Genomic DNA, 18,895 nt, shown 5'->3' with positions numbered 1-18,895 from the left:
TCCGGGTGAAGGCATCCATGCCTTCTGATGGGGTATTAATTACAGTTTACTATGAAATACTGTTTCGGCAGGTACCGGAAAAAATCTCCCGGTATTAAGTACTCAGCCATACGGAATCGAATATTTCTGGCTTATTGGGCAGGTGCTCTGCAAGGCGCAACGACGGGAGCATAGCAAGCTATGTGACCAGAGTTGCAACGCATCACGACTGCATGGATGCAGGAGCTAGAGCAACGCAGGAGCAGTTGCCGCGAGTGCCTGAACAATAAGTCAGAAAATATGATTTCGTATGGTTGAGTACTTATAACCTGTAAACACCGTCTGAGCTTATTCTGCCACCAGGTGATCTTCAGATTTAGCCATCTGCCTGACGGACATCTTGCGAAAGACAAGCACAAGCAGAATAAAACCAGCTCCGGAAGCAAAAAAGCCCATGATTGAAGAATCCGTCAGCCCCATCACCAGATAGCCCAGCATAGCCACAACAGCAATACTGAGGGCATAAGGAAGCTGAGTCATCACATGATCAATGTGGTGACAGGAGGCCCCTGTAGACGACAAAATCGTGGTATCGGAAATCGGTGAGCAGTGATCGCCAAACACCGCACCGGCCAGAACAGCGGCCAACATCGGCAGAATCATGGCAATATCTGCTGCAGCAGCCATATCTCCCGCTATGGGCAACATAATGCCGAAAGTGCCCCAGCTGGTGCCGGTTGAGAAAGCCATAGCGCCGGAGACCACAAACAGAATCAAAGGTAAATAGCCAGTATCAATCTTCGAGCTGCTGACCAGGTGAGCCAGGTACTTGCCGGTTTCCAGAGAGCTGATGATATCCACCAGCACCCAAGCCAGTACCAGAATGTAAATGGCAGGCAGCATGGAGCGTGTACCTTCTAAAACCGCCTTTCCCCAGGTGGAGGCATCGAGATTATGGCTGAGCATTCTGAGCGCCGTGACCAGAAGGCCAGCAAGACCACCATAGATAAGCGAATTGACCACATTGGTGTTTTCAAAAGCGCCCAGAATAGAGAACGGCGTACCGGCTTCCAGGAGCGCAGAAGCGCCCGTAGCAATCAGGGAAGCCGTCGTCGCGATCACCAGAGAGAGAACAGGAATCACAAGATCGGCAACCGTTCCTTTTACACTGCTACTGATGGCCTCAGAAGATCCGGGAGGAGTCCCCTTTCGGCTGTCATACAGTTCACCGGCTCGAGCACGGCGCTCATGGGTCCGCATAGGACCGATGTTTAAATCCATGGCCGCAGTAAAAAACACCAGCGCCAGAGCAAAGACAGCGTAGAGGTTCATCGGCACCATGCTGACAAAAGCACCAATAGCAGTGATATCGGTCACTTCATGGGCCACCAGAATAGTGCCAATCAGGGCAATAATGTAGGCACCCCAGCTGGAAACTGGTGTAATAACACAGACCGGTGCAGCCGTTGAGTCAATCAGATAAGCCAGCTTGGCTCTGGAGACACCCTGACGATCTGTCATGGGACGACCAATATTGCCAACGGCCAGAGCGTTGAAGTAATCATCAATAAAGATAATGATACCCAGCAACACAGTCACCAGTTGTGATCCCTGACGGGATTTTACTCTCTGACGAGCCCAGTCACCAAAGGCTCTGGCGCCACCAGAAACACCTATAAGGGTGGTAATGATGCCAAGTATCACCAGAAAGAGCAGAATAAAGACAGTGCCTGTATTGAGACCATTATCCCAAAATATCCCGGCAAAACTGTTGAGCAAGTAAGAAAACGTTCTGCCGGCGCTGAAGTCAGTCAGCAGCAGCGTACCGGCAAGGATACCTGCGCCAAGAGAAAACAGGACGTGACGAGTCAGAATCGCCAGGATAATAGCCACTGCCGGAGCGACTAATGACAAGGATGATGTGCTGTAACTGAGTAATTCCATAAATACTGATCTTTTGGGTGAACACGTCCGGAGGGCAGAATATTCATGACTGCCGACTTTAAGCTTAATTCACGAGACAGGATCAGGAGGGCAATGGATTGAAGCAGAATACGACCGGATAGAGCCCGTATCTGCCTGTTGCTGAGCAACCTGCCTTTTGGGCAAAGTCCTTCAGAAACGATTGTCCAGTAGCGCTCCACAGTAAAAAACTGTGACAATGATACACCTCTTCGATGTACCACCAGCAGATGAGTTTGACGACGACTCTGCTTCGGCACCTTTTCCTTTCATCCGGCTCTCTGTCCTGGTCAATCCAGGACATACGGAGTCACCCTGCTACGGATTACTGATAAACGGTGCGCCTCTACTTTTAGTCTTGATCCATGGATTCCAGAGATCAAGGCTGATTATTGTGGGAAATTCCTCTGCCATTTGCAGAGAAACACCCTTTCACTCATAACCGCTCTCTTACAGGCTCTGTAACCTGAAACGAACCCGGCTTATGGTGTTTATTAAGAGGATCACAGGCAGAAGTGTAGCGACAGCATCCTGCCACGTCACTCCTGCTGATGGGCGGTAATTATGCACATCGCTGGATGATTGACAATTGTGAGATTTAGCTAATGAAGTTTTTGCTCTCTACAAAAAATATTTTCCGGTTATTTAGCCTGTCAGGCATTCCACCTATACAGCAATTGATGTGCTTAGAACATAATTTTTATGTTTTTCGTTCTCAAGCTCAAAATAGGTCAAGCCAATTTCTTTGAACCCGTGTTTCTCATAAAACTTCAGTGCTCGTGTATTTTCATGAAATACAGTCAGCCACAATTGTTCGAGCCCAGCCGAGCTGCAAAATGTTAAGGCTTCTTGCAGAAGCTTGGAGCCCAAACCCTTTCCAGTGAAGCTCTCCTGAATATACAACCTGTCAAGTTCAGGTTTTTTGCTACCTGTAACAGGGCATCTAGCAGAAACGTTCAGAGAGAGATACTCTACCAAATGATCATCTTCGATGGCTATAAAGTAGACTTCATTTTCAGAGCTGAGCTTGATCTCAATATTTTGCTCTGTGAACTCACTCAATACGTACTGAGAAATGGATTTTCTAACCCCTCGTTTTGCGTAGGTATCGAGCCAAATCTGTATTGAAAGTGCTGCGATATCAGAACTGTCTTTAGTTTCTGCAATTCTTATCATTTTTCTTGATGTTCACTGTGATGTTGATTGTGGTTGGCTAGTACAACTCGCTCCCTCTCTAGAGTGGGTGTCACAAATCTCTTTTGTCACAAATCTCTGTTTGCGCAGAGCAAGCCCATGAACTATCTTTCCTGACGTCTCTTGCAGACCTACCTCCGGGCTGGAGGAATGTGACTCGTTCCCACGCTCCAGCGTGGGAATGCATACCTGACTCACCATAACCGATCCACCTCCAACAAACCTTCGACGCCGACGTAATTACTTGCGCTGGAATAACGCCAGTACTCCGCCCTATCGACATAACCTCTTTTCACCGGGTTTTGATGAATATATTCAACTTTCTGTTTCATCATGCTTTCACTCTGGATTAACTCAGGATGTACACCTTCCTGCCAGAATTGATAGGCCCTGTCGCCCTTGTGTGCTTTTTTGTAGAAAGCCAGCTGATCCAGTAATGTTGTTACATTCCGCTCTGTCAACCATTTGAGCAGTTGTCTGGCTGTATATGCTTTGAATTTTGCTATGTCTCTATCCAGCTCTTGACTTTGAGCTAGAAGGTGAAGATGGTTTTCAAGAATCACATAAGCGTGTATTTTCATCCCCTGACTCATCATGTACCTCATTGAGTCGAGAAGTATGGCGACAGTCTCAGGTCTGGTAAAAACTGAGATCCAGTGCAGAACGGTTATTGTCATAAAATGAGGTTGGTCTGGCTCCGTAAATTTGTATCGACTTCTACCCATATTTAATTCCGAGTGAACTGTCAGTCTGATATGCATTCCCACGCTGGAGCGTGGGAACGAGCCAAATATCAGAAAGTACTGCAATTTTTTTCATATTCTTGGTTCTGCAATTTACTCAAATGTTTGATTTGGCCATGTAACAGCTTACTTGCCGACTCAGTTTCGCATAACACACTTAGTGTGAAAGCCAGAGTTTTGCGGCATCCTCTGGTGCGTGGGAACAACTCAAAAAAAACGGCTCATCCTTAGACAAGCCGTTCCATTTCACTCAACCAGTCAATACCCGATTCTATTCCCACTCAATCGTCGCAGGTGGCTTGCTGGATACGTCGTAAGTCACCCGGGAAACATGCTCTATCTCGTTGATGATCCGGCTGGAAACCTTCTCCAACAGTTCATAAGGCAGGTGGGCCCAACGAGCCGTCATAAAGTCGATGGTTTCTACCGCGCGTAAAGCCACCACATACTCGTAACGACGACCGTCACCAACCACACCTACGGATTTAACCGGCAGGAAGACAGCAAAGGCCTGACTGGTCTTGTGATACCAGTCGGCTTTATGCAGTTCTTCAATAAAAATGGCATCTGCCTCACGGAGAATATCGCAGTACTCTTTCCTGACCTCTGCCAGTACCCTTACGCCCAGACCCGGGCCGGGGAATGGGTGGCGATAAACCATGTCATAGGGCAGTCCAAGCTCAAGACCAATCTTGCGCACCTCATCCTTGAACAGTTCACGCAGAGGCTCAACCAGCTCCATCGCCATATCTTCAGGTAAACCACCCACATTGTGGTGTGACTTGATGACATGGGCCTTGCCAGACTTGGCGCCTGCTGATTCGATTACATCAGGATAGATAGTGCCCTGAGCCAGGAACTGGACATTATCCAGGGCAGCAGCCTGCTGATCAAAGACTTCAATAAAGGTGTTACCGATAATTTTTCGCTTGGCCTCAGGGTCCTGAACACCTCTTAGCTTGTCCAGAAAAAGCTCTTCAGCATCAGCGCGAATAACACGTACCCCCATGTTCTCAGCGAACATGGCCATCACCTGATCACCTTCATTCAGACGCAGCAGACCATTATCGACAAAGACACAAACCAGCTGATCACCGATAGCCTTGTGCAACAGCGCTGCCACGACACTGGAATCAACACCGCCAGAAAGACCCAGCAGTACGGTTTTATCACCCACCTGTTCCCGAACGCGGGCAATGGCATCCTCAATAATTTGTCCCGGAGTCCAAAGCTTTTGGCAGCCGGCAATATCAATGACAAAACGTTCCAGGATGCGACCGCCCTGTTTGGTGTGAGTCACTTCGGGGTGAAACTGGACACCGTAGTATTGCTTCTCTTCACAGGCTATGGCTGCAAGAGGACAGGAATCGGTAGAAGCCGCTACCACAAAGCCTTCAGGCAGCTGGGAAACCTTGTCGCCGTGACTCATCCAGACATCCAGACTCAGACGACCCTGCTCATTCACATGGTCTTCAATGCCATCGAACAGTCTGACCTTGTTTTCCAGATTCACTTTGGCATAACCGAATTCACGCAGATTTGAGGTCGATACCTTGCCACCCATCTGCCCTGCCATAGTCTGCATGCCATAGCAGATACCCAACACAGGAACCCCCAGATCAAAAACAGTCTTCGGCGCGCGAGGCGAAGCATCACCGGTCACAGATTCAGGCCCACCGGAAAGAATCACCGCCCTGGGGGCAAACTCGACAATAGCCTGCTCATCCATATCATAGGGATGCAGCTCACAATAAACGCCTATCTCACGTACACGTCGGGCGATCAGCTGTGTGTACTGGGAACCAAAATCCAGAATCAGAATTCGTTCGGCGTGGATATCCTCTAACATGTGTCTTCTCAAAATTAGATAACTGCTACGACAAGCAACAAGCGGTCTTCGAGGTGGATGAAGGCCTGTTACTGATACGACATTCATTAAACTGCGGATGATAGAGCCAACAGTTCAAGGGATAATCAAATTAACCCACCCGGTAATTGGGTGCTTCTTTGGTAATGGTTACATCATGGACATGAGACTCTTTCATACCCGCATTGGTCACCCGAACGAACTCAGGCACCGTGCGCATGGTCTTCATATCTGCCGAGCCGGTGTATCCCATTGCAGCACGCAGACCGCCTACCATCTGATGGACAATGGCATTCAGCGGCCCTTTGTAGGGTACACGACCTTCAATACCTTCCGGGACCAGCTTCTCGGCACCGGCTTCCGCACTCTGGAAGTAACGATCACTGGAGCCGGAAGCCTGAGCCATGGCACCCAGGGAACCCATGCCACGATAGGCTTTGTAACTTCTGCCCTGATACAGTTCAACTTCGCCGGGAGCTTCCTCGGTACCTGCCAGCATACTTCCCAGCATGACCGCACTGGCACCCGCTACGATGGCTTTAGCCAGATCACCGGAGAAGCGAATCCCGCCGTCGGCAATCACCGGAATACCCGTTCCTTCCAAGGCTGCCACAACGTTGGCTACCGCAGAAATCTGCGGTACACCGATACCGGTCACGATGCGAGTAGTACAGATTGAGCCGGGACCGATACCCACTTTCACACCATCGGCACCTGCATCAGCCAGGGCCCTGGCTGCTGCACCGGTAGCAATATTACCGCCAACAACCTGAACCTGTGGATAGGTTTCCTTAACCCAGCGAACCCTCTCGATAACCCCTTTGGAGTGACCGTGAGCGGTATCAACGATCACAACGTCAACACCAGCATCGACCAGAGCAGCGACTCGCTCCGGGGTTTCAGGTCCGGTACCAACTGCCGCACCCACTCTCAGCTGACCATGGGAATCTTTACTGGCGTTAGGGTAGTCCTGGGCTTTCTTGATATCTTTTACGGTCATCATACCGACCAGATTAAACGCCTCATTAACCACCAGCACTTTCTCGATACGATGTTTATGAAGCAGCTTGCGAACGGCCTCCTGGTCAGTTCCTTCCTTCACAGTGACCAGTCTCTCTTTAGGGGTCATGATATCAGCCACAATCTTGTCCAGATTGGAGACAAAACGAACGTCACGGCTGGTGACAATACCGACCAGATCACTGCCATCCAGGACAGGAACTCCGGATATCTTATGACGACCGGTCAGTTCAAGAAGATCTCTGACCGACGCTGCCGAGTCAATCGTAATAGGGTCCTTGACCACACCACTTTCATGCTTTTTAACCTTGCGAACTTCATTGGCCTGTTGAGCAACAGTCATATTCTTGTGAATGATGCCAATCCCACCCTCCTGAGCCATGGCAATGGCCAGACGAGCTTCAGTCACGGTATCCATGGCTGCCGAAATCAGGGGGGTTTTCAGCTCGATTTCGCGAGTCAGTTTTGTGGTCAGAGAAACATCTTTGGGGAGAACTTCTGAATATCCGGGCAGAAGCAGGACGTCATCGAAAGTGAGGGCTTCTTGGGCGATTCTCAGCATTACCTGTTACCGATCCGAGTGTATTGAGTGGATGGAAAGAATCCCGTGGATTATACATCAAGATCATTATCAATAAAACAGAAAATCCATTCAAATAGTTTGAATGCGCATACAAAAATACCAAGAGGCGGCTCAAGATCTTTTTCCCTTGAGAAATCAGGGTATAAGAGGGTAGCAGCCCGGCAATATCAGCCGCGAACAGTGTCAGCTTCTTCTTGCTCTCGAAAGCGCTGCAGACAGTCAGGTCCTGTACCATCGATCTTTACAATTTTTTTGTGTTCTGTTCTGTCTACGTCTACACAAACGGACACCGACTCAGATTTTGAGAATCCGGACTATCGGCTGGTCTGCTAAACAAGATAACCGACACAGTACATGAGTTTACGATTATTGATCATCACCCGAAGGTGTTGTTTCAAGAAACGTTTGGTATTTTCATCAGGATTTTTGCAAAGCTAAACGACTGACTGTTGCCTAAATTGAAAAGTGTCATCAATGCGTCAACCCCATTCTGGAAAAAGCAGACTCAGTGGGCATCCCTTTGGTTACTTTTGACTCTGATGTTAATTCTGATATTCCAAAAACATGTATCGCAGCTCACAATAAAAAGACAGGACCAATGGCCCGGTAACTTTCAAGGTAGATGTCGCCTCAACTTATGCAGCTAAATCACAATGCTGCTGATTCTCTGATCGCTCAGGGTGTTGCTCTTTTGCTTTACGGTAAACTCTTTCACGATTCAGAACCTTTTTCTGAGCCTTCCCTGTGTGTCTGTCGTAGGGGGTCTGGAACTTGATGCCACTGTGCTTATGCTCCATGTTGTACCAGTTTACGAACCCGTACACCCACTTTCTGGCTGACTCCAGACTGGAGAAGTGATTCGGATACCCGGGACGATATTTCATGGTTCTGAAGCCTGACTCTGAGTATGAGTTATCGTTACTCACGCGTGGCCTGCTGAACGATGTCTGTACACCCAGTTGCTGAAGAGTACTCAGCATGGTCGCCCCCTTCATCGGACTGCCATTATCCGAATGCAGGACCAGCGGTTGTTCCTTAAGGCTGATCTTATGCTGCATGAACGCTTTTCGGATCATCTGAGCAGCCAGATCAGAAGACTCCCTCTCATGGACTTCCCAGGTCACAATCATGCGGCTATAGACGTCCAGAACCAAATAGAGGTAATAATATTTACCCCTGATGGGTGACCCTAAAAAGGTTATATCCCACGACCAGAGCTGATTTGGTCCCGTGGCCCGATGCGATGTTGGCTTCCGCTTTCCGGGCTTCCGACTGCGACCGCGGTGATGCTGTTGATTATAGGCCTTGAGCACTCGATAAAAGCTTGACTCAGAAGCCATATAAACACCTTCGTCGGCCAGTGTCGGTACAATCTGGCTTGGCGACTTACTTTTAAATCGCTCGCTGTTACAGACTTTCAGAATCTCGTTCTGCTCACTCTTGGTCAGTTGGTTGGCAGGTATTCGCCGGTCTGCGTATTGACGCTGATCTTCCCGTACCTGTTCCACATCCGTTTGCCAGCGCTGAACCGTGCGTATCGACAGGTTGAGCGCAGCACAGGCTTTCACTTTACGTGCACCCTGTGAAACAGCTTCCTGGATTAAAGCAACGGCTTCCTTGCGATCAGGGAGAGGAATCAATCGTCCTCGCGCTCCCCCCAGATCGCGTTTGCCTTTTTTGTTAGAACCAACAATGCTGCGGTTTCAGCAAGTGCTTTGTCTTTGCGTTTGAGTTCTTTTTCCAGTTTCAGGATGCGCTTCTTGTCATCTCGTCTGGCAGCGGCCTGTACCTGACGGGATTCAGCAGGCTTTGTGCTGCCTGCGATAAAATCAGCTTTCCACTGCTGCAAGTCTTCGTAGTAGAGGCCCTTCTTACGACAGTATTCGGATAGCTCTGTTGTGTTCATGTTGGCGGTTTCCATCAGAACCGCGAACTTGTTTTCAGCACTCCACTGCTGAGGATTCTTACCATCACCGGGCACGGCTACACCTTGCGCTTTTGCCTGTTTGCGCCAAGTATACAGGGTTGCATCAGTAATGCCGGTTTCTCTTTTAAGCTGAGTCACGGAAACATTATTGGGCGGCATCATCTTCTGGATAATGGACTCTTTCATTTCTTTGGAATAGCGAGCCATAACAGCCTCTTTCTGAATGCTCTCAGTTATTGAGAGTCATGAATCAAAAGAGGCGACATCTAGCCTGACACAGAGGGGGCCCTTGAAACCTTAGCTGAGATCATTAGAGATCAGACAAGTTAGCCATTATTTTTCGCAATGCCTGCATTTCGTCTGCTACTAATTGCATTGAAAATTTTGTTAAGCAGATCAAAAAGAACTTCCCATCTATCGAGCTGATTAGTTTTCTTTATTCAAATAGAGAACCACAAAAAGTAATGAACCAGACCATGAAAACTGTTCTTATCAGTCCTGACCTGAAACCAATTTATGCCAGTAATAAGTGGTACTTATTCAGATGTAGCCAGTGCCAATCAAAGCCGATGACTGGCTGGAAAAATCAAGTTAGCTGGTTTTGATGTCGTTGATGCCGTCATTAACTTGGTTTTAACGTTCCGCAGGGACTCATTATTCAGGATACCCATCATAATGACTTCCTTGACCTTACGAACTTGAATATTGAGAAGGTAATCCATGTATCTCCAAAACTTGTAAACATTAGAAAAACACGCAGCCCTGAAAAAAATAATTTTATCAAGCCATCAGGTTAATAGATTACAAACTGTTAAAGAAAAAATATCCTCCTCCGGCTTTTCTATGACTACCGGCATTCACTAGCCGTTCTGACATCAATCGATTTATTCCTGATCGGGATGGTGAATATCACCGGTTCAAAACCAACACCCAAACTACATACAGAGCCAATCTTGCTACATCCTGAACCCACTGCTATTTTTTCTCAGACTCCATGGATATCAAAACAATACAGTCGGTAAAAATAAAAACTGTTATTTAACAGGTCAACTTTGATTGACAAATTAATAATTATCAAATGGGATCTACGGCAATTCTATGCTTGTTTGTCACAGAAGACTGTTAAAACTTCTCTTAATTGCCCTGCTATTCATAATTGAAATGAACGTACAATCAGGTCATACCTCCGGCCACCAGAATGAACCCGGGCACAAGGCACCAGAAATCCGCTTTTTGGGTCTCTACGCCGGATTTAAAGCCAATAATTTCCACCTCAAGCTGGGTAACCATTATCACGTAATACACGACGTTGGCAGCCCCAAAAAGCTGTCCCTTTTTTTCCAGAATCAATGGTTGAGTCATCTGCCCGGGTTTCTGTTAGCAAAGCTGCTTCCTCCTTCAACCGTACCCTACCCTTCTTTCAGTCGCGGCTTCCCCTCACTGTCCCGGGCTTTTGGTGATGCCCCCGATTGCAACCCTCATCCGGTGATTATCGATCACTCTTTGCTGAAAAGCCGCTTATCAGTGCAAACCACTTGCATTGAAAATCATCCTGTATGGCAGATTACGGCTTCACCCTCGACATCATCGTCAGAGACTCAGGCCGTCGAGGGTGATTCTCTGTCTGCCTGGCTGTCGCTTTGGAAACTACTAAACGACACCCATACCAGTACCCTTTTCCTGCGTCCCTGGCGAGAAAGTCAGCAGAATCGCCTGCAGGCCATTATCTGCCAGACCAATCCGCTTACAGAGCATAAAAAGTGTCAGAGCGTTCTTATTGATTTCCCGCTGAATCACGCAAAACCCTGGCTATTGCCCGAACTGGCTAGAAAAGACAGTATCAGCGCTGACGGGCAAACCGCTTTGGACAGTAGTTATATTAAGCCGGTCAATCAGGCTATTGATTGCCTCTCTTCCCACGATAAGTTGTTTGGAGAACCCAATAAAAGCAAGCCAGCTGACAAAGAAAAAATACACGCTTGCCAAAATAATCACTGGCTTTATCAGTGGTCAGATCAAAACTGGGTTTATCAACCTGGCATTCCCGAGACTGCAATAAACCCTGGCCCGACACTCATGACCGGGAAGTACTTTAACCTCTGGGCACTGGAAAAGGTATCGCCCGGCAATGATACCTACCCGGCCTGGTCGAGATCTTCTTTATTCATCACCCGCAACGACAGACATCGGAAATACCATTTCTGGGGAGCAGGTGACCCGGTGCTGCTGATGCGGTTCGCTGATGCCCCTTATAATGTCGAGGATCATTACGCCGGTTGGGATGGACCAGAGATTGGCACCCTGGTAGAAAGTGAGCATCTCAACCTGGCTGCCCTGCTTATGAGCACGGTGACCAATACGCCCTTTAATCTCTATCAGTGGCGGGGAATTCTCTCAGGGTTCACATCACCCATCCCGAAAAGCCTCAGTGCCCTGGTAAGGGAGCAGATTCTGAGCGACCCTGGTTCACTTTACCAGTTTGTTAAACGGCGGCCTGAGTTACTGAACAATGTGTTGACCTATTTAAACCGTGAGTTTCCGGGCCACCCTGTCCACTCATACTTTTCCGGTCGTGTATCACCTTTTTTTAGCCATCAAACAAACGGAAAACCATTGGCTTTGGTGCCCGAAACAAGCAACGCGTTCGACCGTTTTCCTACCCTTGCCCCCCCTCATCAATCAGATGCATCACTCCCTTCAACAGAGTTAGCTTCGGGCATAATGACTGTTTCTGGTATTCAAGGGAGTAGTGAGCCGCCTGTAGCCCAAGCCTGCCCAGCTTTTTGCTCTGACCAAAAAGCGCAACAAGGCGGCAACAGAAGTCAACGAAGTGCTAAATCGGACGCCAGGAAAAATAACGATAATGAGCCGCCACCACCGGACGGCAACCATCCGGTCACACCAGCAGACGCAGTGTACTCAGCCTCCCTGCTTAAACGTCTATTGTATTTGTACAGGTGCTCCGGGCTTCGGCCTGAAAGAGTGACTCAAAGATCAGACTTTCTTTCAGAACAGCTTGGTGTCACATCCAGGGAAAAATTTGAAACCCTGCTCCGTCTGTGCCAACCACCCGATTGTGGAAGTGAAACATTATATAACCAAATGCTCCGGGGTTTTGACCCAAAAGACCAACAACACATGATGCTGGCATCAAAAGCTTTGCAAAATTCGATAAAAGTCATCGTTCATGATGGTCAGGAATATCGCTGCTATGACCATGATAAAAACCACGATCATGCTCCTCGTCGGCTTCTGGAAAGGCTTGAAGATCGCTATATCTTCCTGTTTCACAACAATCACGCTGTAAAACTGTCTTCTCACAGTGACAACAAACTATGGTTCACTCACTTCCTGACCAACTCCCGCTTAAATACTGAGGAAAATGACTGGCTGGTAGCCAATTGGGTTGAAAAGGCTTTATGGGATCTGTTTCCACAATGGCAGAAAGACGTCTTATTATGCCGGGAAAGTCTTGAAAACCCATCCACAAAATTTGCCAGCGAAGCACTAAAACGGGCATTTACTTCACCTGCTGAATTCATGCGGGGAGGACACGAAAATAACCAGTTCAGGTTTTACAATAAATTAGGCCTTGTTTGCTACCCCTTCGAGGATACAGAGAACCCCGATGGAATGTTTTACATTAGTAAAAACGTGCTTGGAGCAGTGATTTTTTTCTGGGAAGACTCTGCCAGCAAATATATTTCCTTTATAGCGCCGGATCTCTCCACATCAGCAATAAACGACAAAATACAGTCTTTGGATACTCATTTAAAAGATTATTCCGAGGGTGCATTTTTAGTAAAAAAACAGGATATCCGCTATGTAATTCCTGCACTGATAGTGCTCGCACCTGTTTTTAGAAAAACCTATACAGAAGCCGAAAAAATTATATCCGATACTGAAGGTGCTCTCGTTTACGGTGGTTTAGCCAGGTGGCAGCACCTCAGGTCATCGGTTAAACCCACTGAACTGGGCAAGGTACCTGTTACCAATGATATTGACCTGGCAGTCAAAGATACCACAAGCCTGGAAAACATTTCGGCTTCTATGGAGGCAAAGCTAAGAGGTGTCCTGCCTGGCACTACCGTTAGACGCAACAACATTTACGGTACGGTTTTAGACAGCCCAAAGATCTTGCAGCGCCAAGGGCTACTGCACACCTTAAAGATCAATTGCTTTCCCGATACGAACGAAGAAAACACCATCGGGTTCGCCAGTTACGAGGCGAAAAAATGGCGAATCTTATCAATCGATATTTCTGCCGGTCCTGAAGGGTATTTCGATTTCATACATGTAGAACCTTTTGCCACAGGCTCCAGACTGGCTATGCCAAACCTGCCCACAATGGTTGAAAAACTGTTGCAGGATACCCAACTCGATCAAACCTACCCGGGTATTGATTCAAAGCGACGGATGAAAAATGCTCAAAATGCATTAAAAATATTGCTATCAAGTGACACTGAGCAACAGGTACAGACAATGATTCAAAAGTCGGTATTCAGCAGCTCTTCAGAGTCATCCGGGTTACCGGAATTTCTGCATCCGTATATCAAGCCTGAACCCGAAAATGAACAGAAAAGCACTATTGAGTTAGAGAATAAGGCAGAGAATAAGGCAGAGAATAAGGCAGAGAATAAGGCAGAGAATAAGGCAGAGAATGATGCGAATAATCAACATCCTTTAGTTGCTGCCAAAACCAAAACAACAACTCCCGCTGTCAATGAGCCTCTGAAAGACAATGTACCGGGACAGACAACTATTGCCGCACATGCTGCAATTGCCAGTACTGCTAATGTCAAAGGTACAGAATCGATAACTCATGATCCGACTTTAAATTCCCGTAGGAAGAAAAAGAAACAGAGACAAAAGCTGAAAAAAACGGTTCAGCCAAAAGCAGGCAACATTGCAACTGCGACAGACGAGGGCGATATCAAAGTAGAAGCCAGCCCTGATAATCAAAGCGCTACAGTAGTTCATAACAGCAAGACAACAGCCCCTGATACTACTGAACTCTCAAACAAAAGAAAGAAGGAAGCCGTCGCCCAAAAGCCAATCTCGAATCTGATCGACTTAGAAACGGCACTGTCCTGGTCCGTAGAAATATCAAACTGGCTTAAGGAGATGGAATATAACTTTTCGGGAGAGCTAAACAAGGCAATAAAGACACGACATTGTGGTCCCACTGAAGAAAGGGAAGCCTCTGATGAAAACAAAGCCACAGCAGAAAAACCTGCCACCAATACAGAACTGGATACACTGCAAAATCAACTGCAGGAGGGAAAAGCAAAAATCTTGAAAATACTGGCCTGTACCGGGGCTTCTGCTGATACATCCGGATATCAACCTTTCATCACCATCAATCTGACTAATATCCTGAGTAGAGAGCAGCACATAGAGTTAAAACAGGCAGCTTATGAGGACCACTTTCCCTATGCCCAACTGGTTCAGGCGTTGTTCATTTTGAACAAAAAATTACCCTCTGGAAAATCAGAAGCACTTCAGATCTATGAACATGCCTTCGAGCTATTGTTACCGGCAGCTATTGCCGGTATACCACTTGCCTATCAATTATTAATCGCAATGCAATTGCACAGCAACCATCCGGCGGGCTGGCCCCAGATAGAACCTGTAAACCGATTGTTACGTAGTATGACTTCCAGAGAGACAAGCTTGAACCAGGTAAAGATTAAAGGCTTGTTGAATGGTGGATTTCTGGAACAGCTCTATCAGGATACAGATGTTACCGCCCTGTTAAAGATTGAGCAGGGTTTCGCCAAAGCGTCAGACCTCTCAGGCAGAGGCAGAGAAGTGAGGGCCATACTCAATGCCCTGAGAGAACCGGATACCCCCTCTACATTAAAAGCCCTGAAAGCTGTCCGCCCCGGAACCCGGGAACTGCAACAAACCATCGCTTCACTGAAACTGATTCTGGAAAGAAAAAAAGAACCAGCGGCAGGTCAGATACATAGTGAGCTTTGGGCCTGCACCCTCAACACCCTGCAGATCCAGGGAGCCTCCAGGAAAAAAACTCAGTTCATTGATATAACGAGTTTCCCGCAGGTGCTGGCGATGACTGACCTGAAAGTATTCACGGGCGCTGAGCGTACCGGACAATCGTTCAGAAGTAATCAACCCAAATTCATAGCTTTTTGGAAAATGAGTTTTTGGGAGGACTATCTCAAAGCTTCGTTGAGCAAAGACAGGAAGAATGAAAGGGAAGTATTTGAGGAGTATCATGACAAAATAGGCCATAAAGCGACTGATAAATTCAGGCCCTATTTAATTAACGACTGGATTCTTGCCCGATCTTTTCTGTTTTCAAGGAGCTTTGTTCAAACCAGAGAAGTTCCGGTTTCGATCTCCTCCACTCCACCAGTCATTTCGAAGCAAGTAACTTCTGGAACAGGCACAAATTCTGGAAAAACAAAAAACTCAGCCAGACCGTCAAAAGGACCAAAGCCAGGCATCAGAATATCAAAAGACCAATTCAATGAACACGCTCACATCCAGTATTTATTACAGCTGGATATCAATATTATTCAGGAAGTCAGATTTATTCAGGAAAATCCGGAAAATTTTTTGCAACAGGTAGAAAAGCAGATCTCTGCATTCAGAAGGTCTTTACTAAAAAACAAAAATCCAACAAACGAGCTGGGAATAGGATATTACTATTTTCTAAAGGCACTGGCACTGATGAGGGCAAAAGTGTCAGGTGATAACAGAACCATTGAATTGTCCTTTAGCCCGGAAGTCAGGCTCAACGCCAAAAACATAAAGGAAACTATTATACACTCTCAACATTTCTACTTCCCTTATGCAAGGATGCTCATGCTGTTTTTCGATTATGCTATTAAAGGAGAGCCTGACGTTAAATTACAAGCCTGTATCTCTGCATTCTCCGGAGTGTCACAGTCTATTGAGATTTTATTAGAAATGGAATCAGATTCAGCAGCTCTGGCCGGAATCTTACTCAAGTGGCTACTGCTGATTCCAAAGCCTTTCGAACTGAGACTGGCCCTTGCTGCAGATACTAACCTGAAAAACCCGCAAAGCAAGATTCCGGGCAGGATAACACCTTCCATACTTGTAATCAGAGAGTTTTTGGATCAGCTTCCGCTAAAAAGCACTGATGACGCAGTTGATCTTGCCTTGAAGCGAATAAGCGAGATGTTTCTGAATATCCAACAGCTGCCAAAAGGACAGCACGAACAAGTGCTGGCGGTAGCGGCATGTTTAGCGGCAACGGAAGCAGCGCAAATGGAATCGGCGGCAATGAAAGCGCATGAGGAAGCACAGAAGCGTGCAGATACAATCAAAATCAATGAAGCAGCGTTGGCATTTGTGGTAGCGAAAGCAGCAGCAAAAGAGGCATCGGAGGCTATTGCAGAAGTGGAAATGCGAATGGAAATAGAGGTAGGAGATGGTTCTAAAGCGGCAGCATCAGTGGCAGCTCAATCGGAACTGTCAACAGCGGCAATATTGAGACTGGAAGTGGCATCGGAGAAAGCAGTGGAAGCAGAAAAAGTAATGCAAGAGGAAGCGAAAAAGGAAGCAATATTAAAATTGGTGCTGCACTTTGCCACTGATCGAATAGACTTGCTTCACTTTAATAGTCTGGATTTATCCTCAGTTATCTTGCGTCTTACTGTGCCAGGCATTCTTTACGCAACCTCATTGGGATCCGCATTCCTCACCAAAAAAAAGGCGCAACTCGCTGAAGATATTAATCCAGAGAAGCGGGCAATTGCAGACATCATTAAACTTGCTTTTCATCTGATCGGTTCATCTGAAGAAGTAGAGCCCGTTTTTCCTCATCTTGAAGCCCTTCCCCTCGATACCCAAGTCAACTTAACCGCTAATCATTTTGGCCATGACATACAGCTTCTAAAAAAATTAATTAGCTTATTCCCTGAACTGGCTGCCGAGAATAAGTTACAATGGTACAATATTTATTTGCTGATTCACGAGTACACGATCAGGCAGTTCGGTGGCAATGCAGAACAGGTAAAACAACTGCAGAATGATTCAGAAGATTGGAAAAAAACACGTAAATGGCTTGAAAACCATATATGGTATAAGCCATTCCAAACGGGTGATACTTATTTTACACCAAAGAACGTCGACTATGCTATTTTTGACATTGCTTTGATTAAAGAGTTCAAAAGTGGGGACGAAAGAGCTTTTATTTTTGCTATTGAGCAAAGCAGCAGAGTTGGCTATCAGAAATTGTCACAACGGATAAACCAATATAAAGATAAAAATGACCCTGAATCAGTAGATATTTTAAGCTGGCTTCATTGCCTGGCTGGCTTGACACTTCTGGAGGCGGAAATAAGTTCTGATCACCAGCGGGTAATACTAAACGGCGACAAAAGAGTCCTGCGCATTGCTTATGATCATTTCTTCAAGTCACGTAAAATTGGCTTTCAATATGCTGGTTATCTGGAATCACTGGTACTTATGCGACTAATAAACCACTACCAGCATTATCAGGACGAGACATCCGAAGCCTGGCAAACTGACTCGATCAACAAGCCTGTTACTGAATATGCATCGACCAAAAGACCGGAGGAAAAAATCTTTATTGAAGCGGATAAGATTGTTACGGAAGTTTTGCCTGGCTTGTTATCAAGCTCTATATTTGGTGTACGTTTTGCCGCTGAAACAGCCATCAGAATATTTACTGACAAACGCTTTAATCTTCTGCATATCCCACAGGCTGGCTGGCCGGCAATGATCATAAGACATCTTCTGGTTACCCCTGTAAATCATCACCTCCAGTTTCTGTTCAGCAATGGTGAGTCTGAAGCTGAAAAAGCGTTATTTCCCATGATAAGTGACCCAGACAGTATTGAAGGAATACTTATGAAACGACTGGAGGAAACAAGGCAGGTAACCATTAATGAAAGACTGAAAGATTATGGTATTTTCCTGGACAATGAAATCGAAAATAGCAACAGGCCAGAAAATATTAAAAAGTATTTAAGTCTTGTCAAGGCTTTTGTATTGGATAAACCAGAGGTTCTGAATACAGTATCCGAGGCAACAGCCTCTGATAGTGATCAACTCTCAGAGAATATTGCAAGCTATGAGTTAAGCCGTTATGACTATACAAAATTGTTTGAAGCACTTCAGGAAACACCACATCCTGAAACCGGTTTTGATGAATTCGTTTATAACCTGCCCCAGCTGGAATCTCACCCAAATTATGAGGCTATAAGCAATGCTCTTTTGAAGAAACATCGCACAAAGTCAGCCTTGGTTCACTATTATTTATGGGCTTATGAGACCCTCAATGATAACAGTGATAACGAGCGAGACCTGTTCTGGGATGGGATAATGACACAGGAGATTGAAAAAAATGAACCAATGAAAAGAGCTTTTCTTGCACTTCTGGCAACTGCCGATCTAACTGTTATGTATGAAGAGAAGCGGGAAGCCATGATTACCGCATTCAAACGATACAATATAGATATTGCTTCCTGGTTGGCCTTTTTACACTCGATTACAGCCACTTCCGCCTTCCTTCTGGGAGAGAAGCAAAAAGCAGATTTCCATTTCAAGCGTTTTTCAATACAAAAAGAAATATTACCTCAAACCGGATTAATATATTAAGT

8 protein-coding genes and 1 riboswitch are annotated in these 18,895 nt (G+C 46.4%); of the genes, 1 reads left to right on the top strand and 7 read right to left on the bottom strand.

Features of this window, described 5'->3' with window-relative positions:
• Positions 1 to 327 precede the first annotated feature (327 nt).
• The 7 genes from ACOMG9_RS09395 to ACOMG9_RS09365 all read right to left on the bottom strand — a co-directional run bounded on the left by ACOMG9_RS09395 (position 328) and on the right by ACOMG9_RS09365 (position 9,482).
• Complete coding sequence (locus ACOMG9_RS09395) at positions 328 to 1,923, bottom strand: Na+/H+ antiporter NhaC family protein (RefSeq protein WP_448216723.1); 1,596 nt, start codon at positions 1,921 to 1,923, stop codon at positions 328 to 330.
• 181 nt (positions 1,924 to 2,104) lie between these two features.
• Positions 2,105 to 2,298, bottom strand: a riboswitch (Lysine riboswitch).
• 309 nt (positions 2,299 to 2,607) lie between these two features.
• Positions 2,608 to 3,117 carry a GNAT family N-acetyltransferase gene (locus ACOMG9_RS09390; RefSeq protein WP_448216722.1) on the bottom strand — a complete coding sequence of 170 codons (510 nt, stop codon included), beginning with the start codon at positions 3,115 to 3,117 and terminating at the stop codon, positions 2,608 to 2,610.
• A 212-nt stretch (positions 3,118 to 3,329) separates the two neighbouring features.
• Positions 3,330 to 3,860, bottom strand: coding sequence for an REP-associated tyrosine transposase (locus tag ACOMG9_RS09385; RefSeq protein ID WP_422413704.1), 531 nt, complete (start codon positions 3,858 to 3,860; stop codon positions 3,330 to 3,332).
• A 289-nt stretch (positions 3,861 to 4,149) separates the two neighbouring features.
• On the bottom strand, positions 4,150 to 5,727 hold the full coding sequence (gene guaA / locus ACOMG9_RS09380; RefSeq protein ID WP_448216721.1) for a glutamine-hydrolyzing GMP synthase: 1,578 nt from the start codon (positions 5,725 to 5,727) through the stop codon (positions 4,150 to 4,152).
• A gap of 130 nt (positions 5,728 to 5,857) precedes the next feature.
• Positions 5,858 to 7,327: an IMP dehydrogenase gene (guaB, locus tag ACOMG9_RS09375; RefSeq protein WP_448216720.1), complete on the bottom strand. Its 1,470-nt coding sequence runs from the start codon at positions 7,325 to 7,327 to the stop codon at positions 5,858 to 5,860.
• A gap of 656 nt (positions 7,328 to 7,983) precedes the next feature.
• The gene (locus ACOMG9_RS09370) at positions 7,984 to 8,988 is read right to left on the bottom strand and encodes an IS3 family transposase (protein ID WP_448216719.1); all 1,005 of its coding nucleotides are present in this window, start codon (positions 8,986 to 8,988) and stop codon (positions 7,984 to 7,986) included.
• Entirely contained in the window at positions 8,985 to 9,482 is a 498-nt protein-coding gene (locus ACOMG9_RS09365) for a transposase (RefSeq protein WP_448216718.1), read from the bottom strand. The genes ACOMG9_RS09370 and ACOMG9_RS09365 overlap by 4 nt, the downstream gene beginning before the upstream one ends.
• 954 nt (positions 9,483 to 10,436) lie before the next feature.
• On the opposite strand from ACOMG9_RS09365, the gene ACOMG9_RS09360 reads away from it, so the two are divergent.
• On the top strand, positions 10,437 to 18,893 hold the full coding sequence (locus ACOMG9_RS09360) for a cell envelope integrity protein TolA (RefSeq protein ID WP_494530122.1): 8,457 nt from the start codon (positions 10,437 to 10,439) through the stop codon (positions 18,891 to 18,893).
• The last annotated feature ends 2 nt before the right edge of the window (positions 18,894 to 18,895 follow it).

The organism is Endozoicomonas sp. PH6C (genome assembly GCF_059322965.1).
The sequence above is the reverse complement of the archived record's forward strand: the minus strand, read 5'-3'. Positions and strand labels throughout refer to the sequence as shown.

Bases quoted from the DNA above. Each gene is read 5' to 3' on its own strand.
- ACOMG9_RS09395 (WP_448216723.1), bottom strand. From the start codon at position 1,923: ATGGAATTACTCAGTTACAGCACATCATCCTTGTCATTAGTCGCTCCG.
- ACOMG9_RS09390 (WP_448216722.1), bottom strand. From the start codon at position 3,117: ATGATAAGAATTGCAGAAACTAAAGACAGTTCTGATATCGCAGCACTT.
- ACOMG9_RS09385 (WP_422413704.1), bottom strand. From the start codon at position 3,860: ATGGGTAGAAGTCGATACAAATTTACGGAGCCAGACCAACCTCATTTT.
- guaA (WP_448216721.1), bottom strand. From the start codon at position 5,727: ATGTTAGAGGATATCCACGCCGAACGAATTCTGATTCTGGATTTTGGT.
- guaB (WP_448216720.1), bottom strand. From the start codon at position 7,327: ATGCTGAGAATCGCCCAAGAAGCCCTCACTTTCGATGACGTCCTGCTT.
- ACOMG9_RS09365 (WP_448216718.1), bottom strand. From the start codon at position 9,482: ATGGCTCGCTATTCCAAAGAAATGAAAGAGTCCATTATCCAGAAGATG.
- ACOMG9_RS09360 (WP_494530122.1), top strand. From the start codon at position 10,437: ATGAACGTACAATCAGGTCATACCTCCGGCCACCAGAATGAACCCGGG.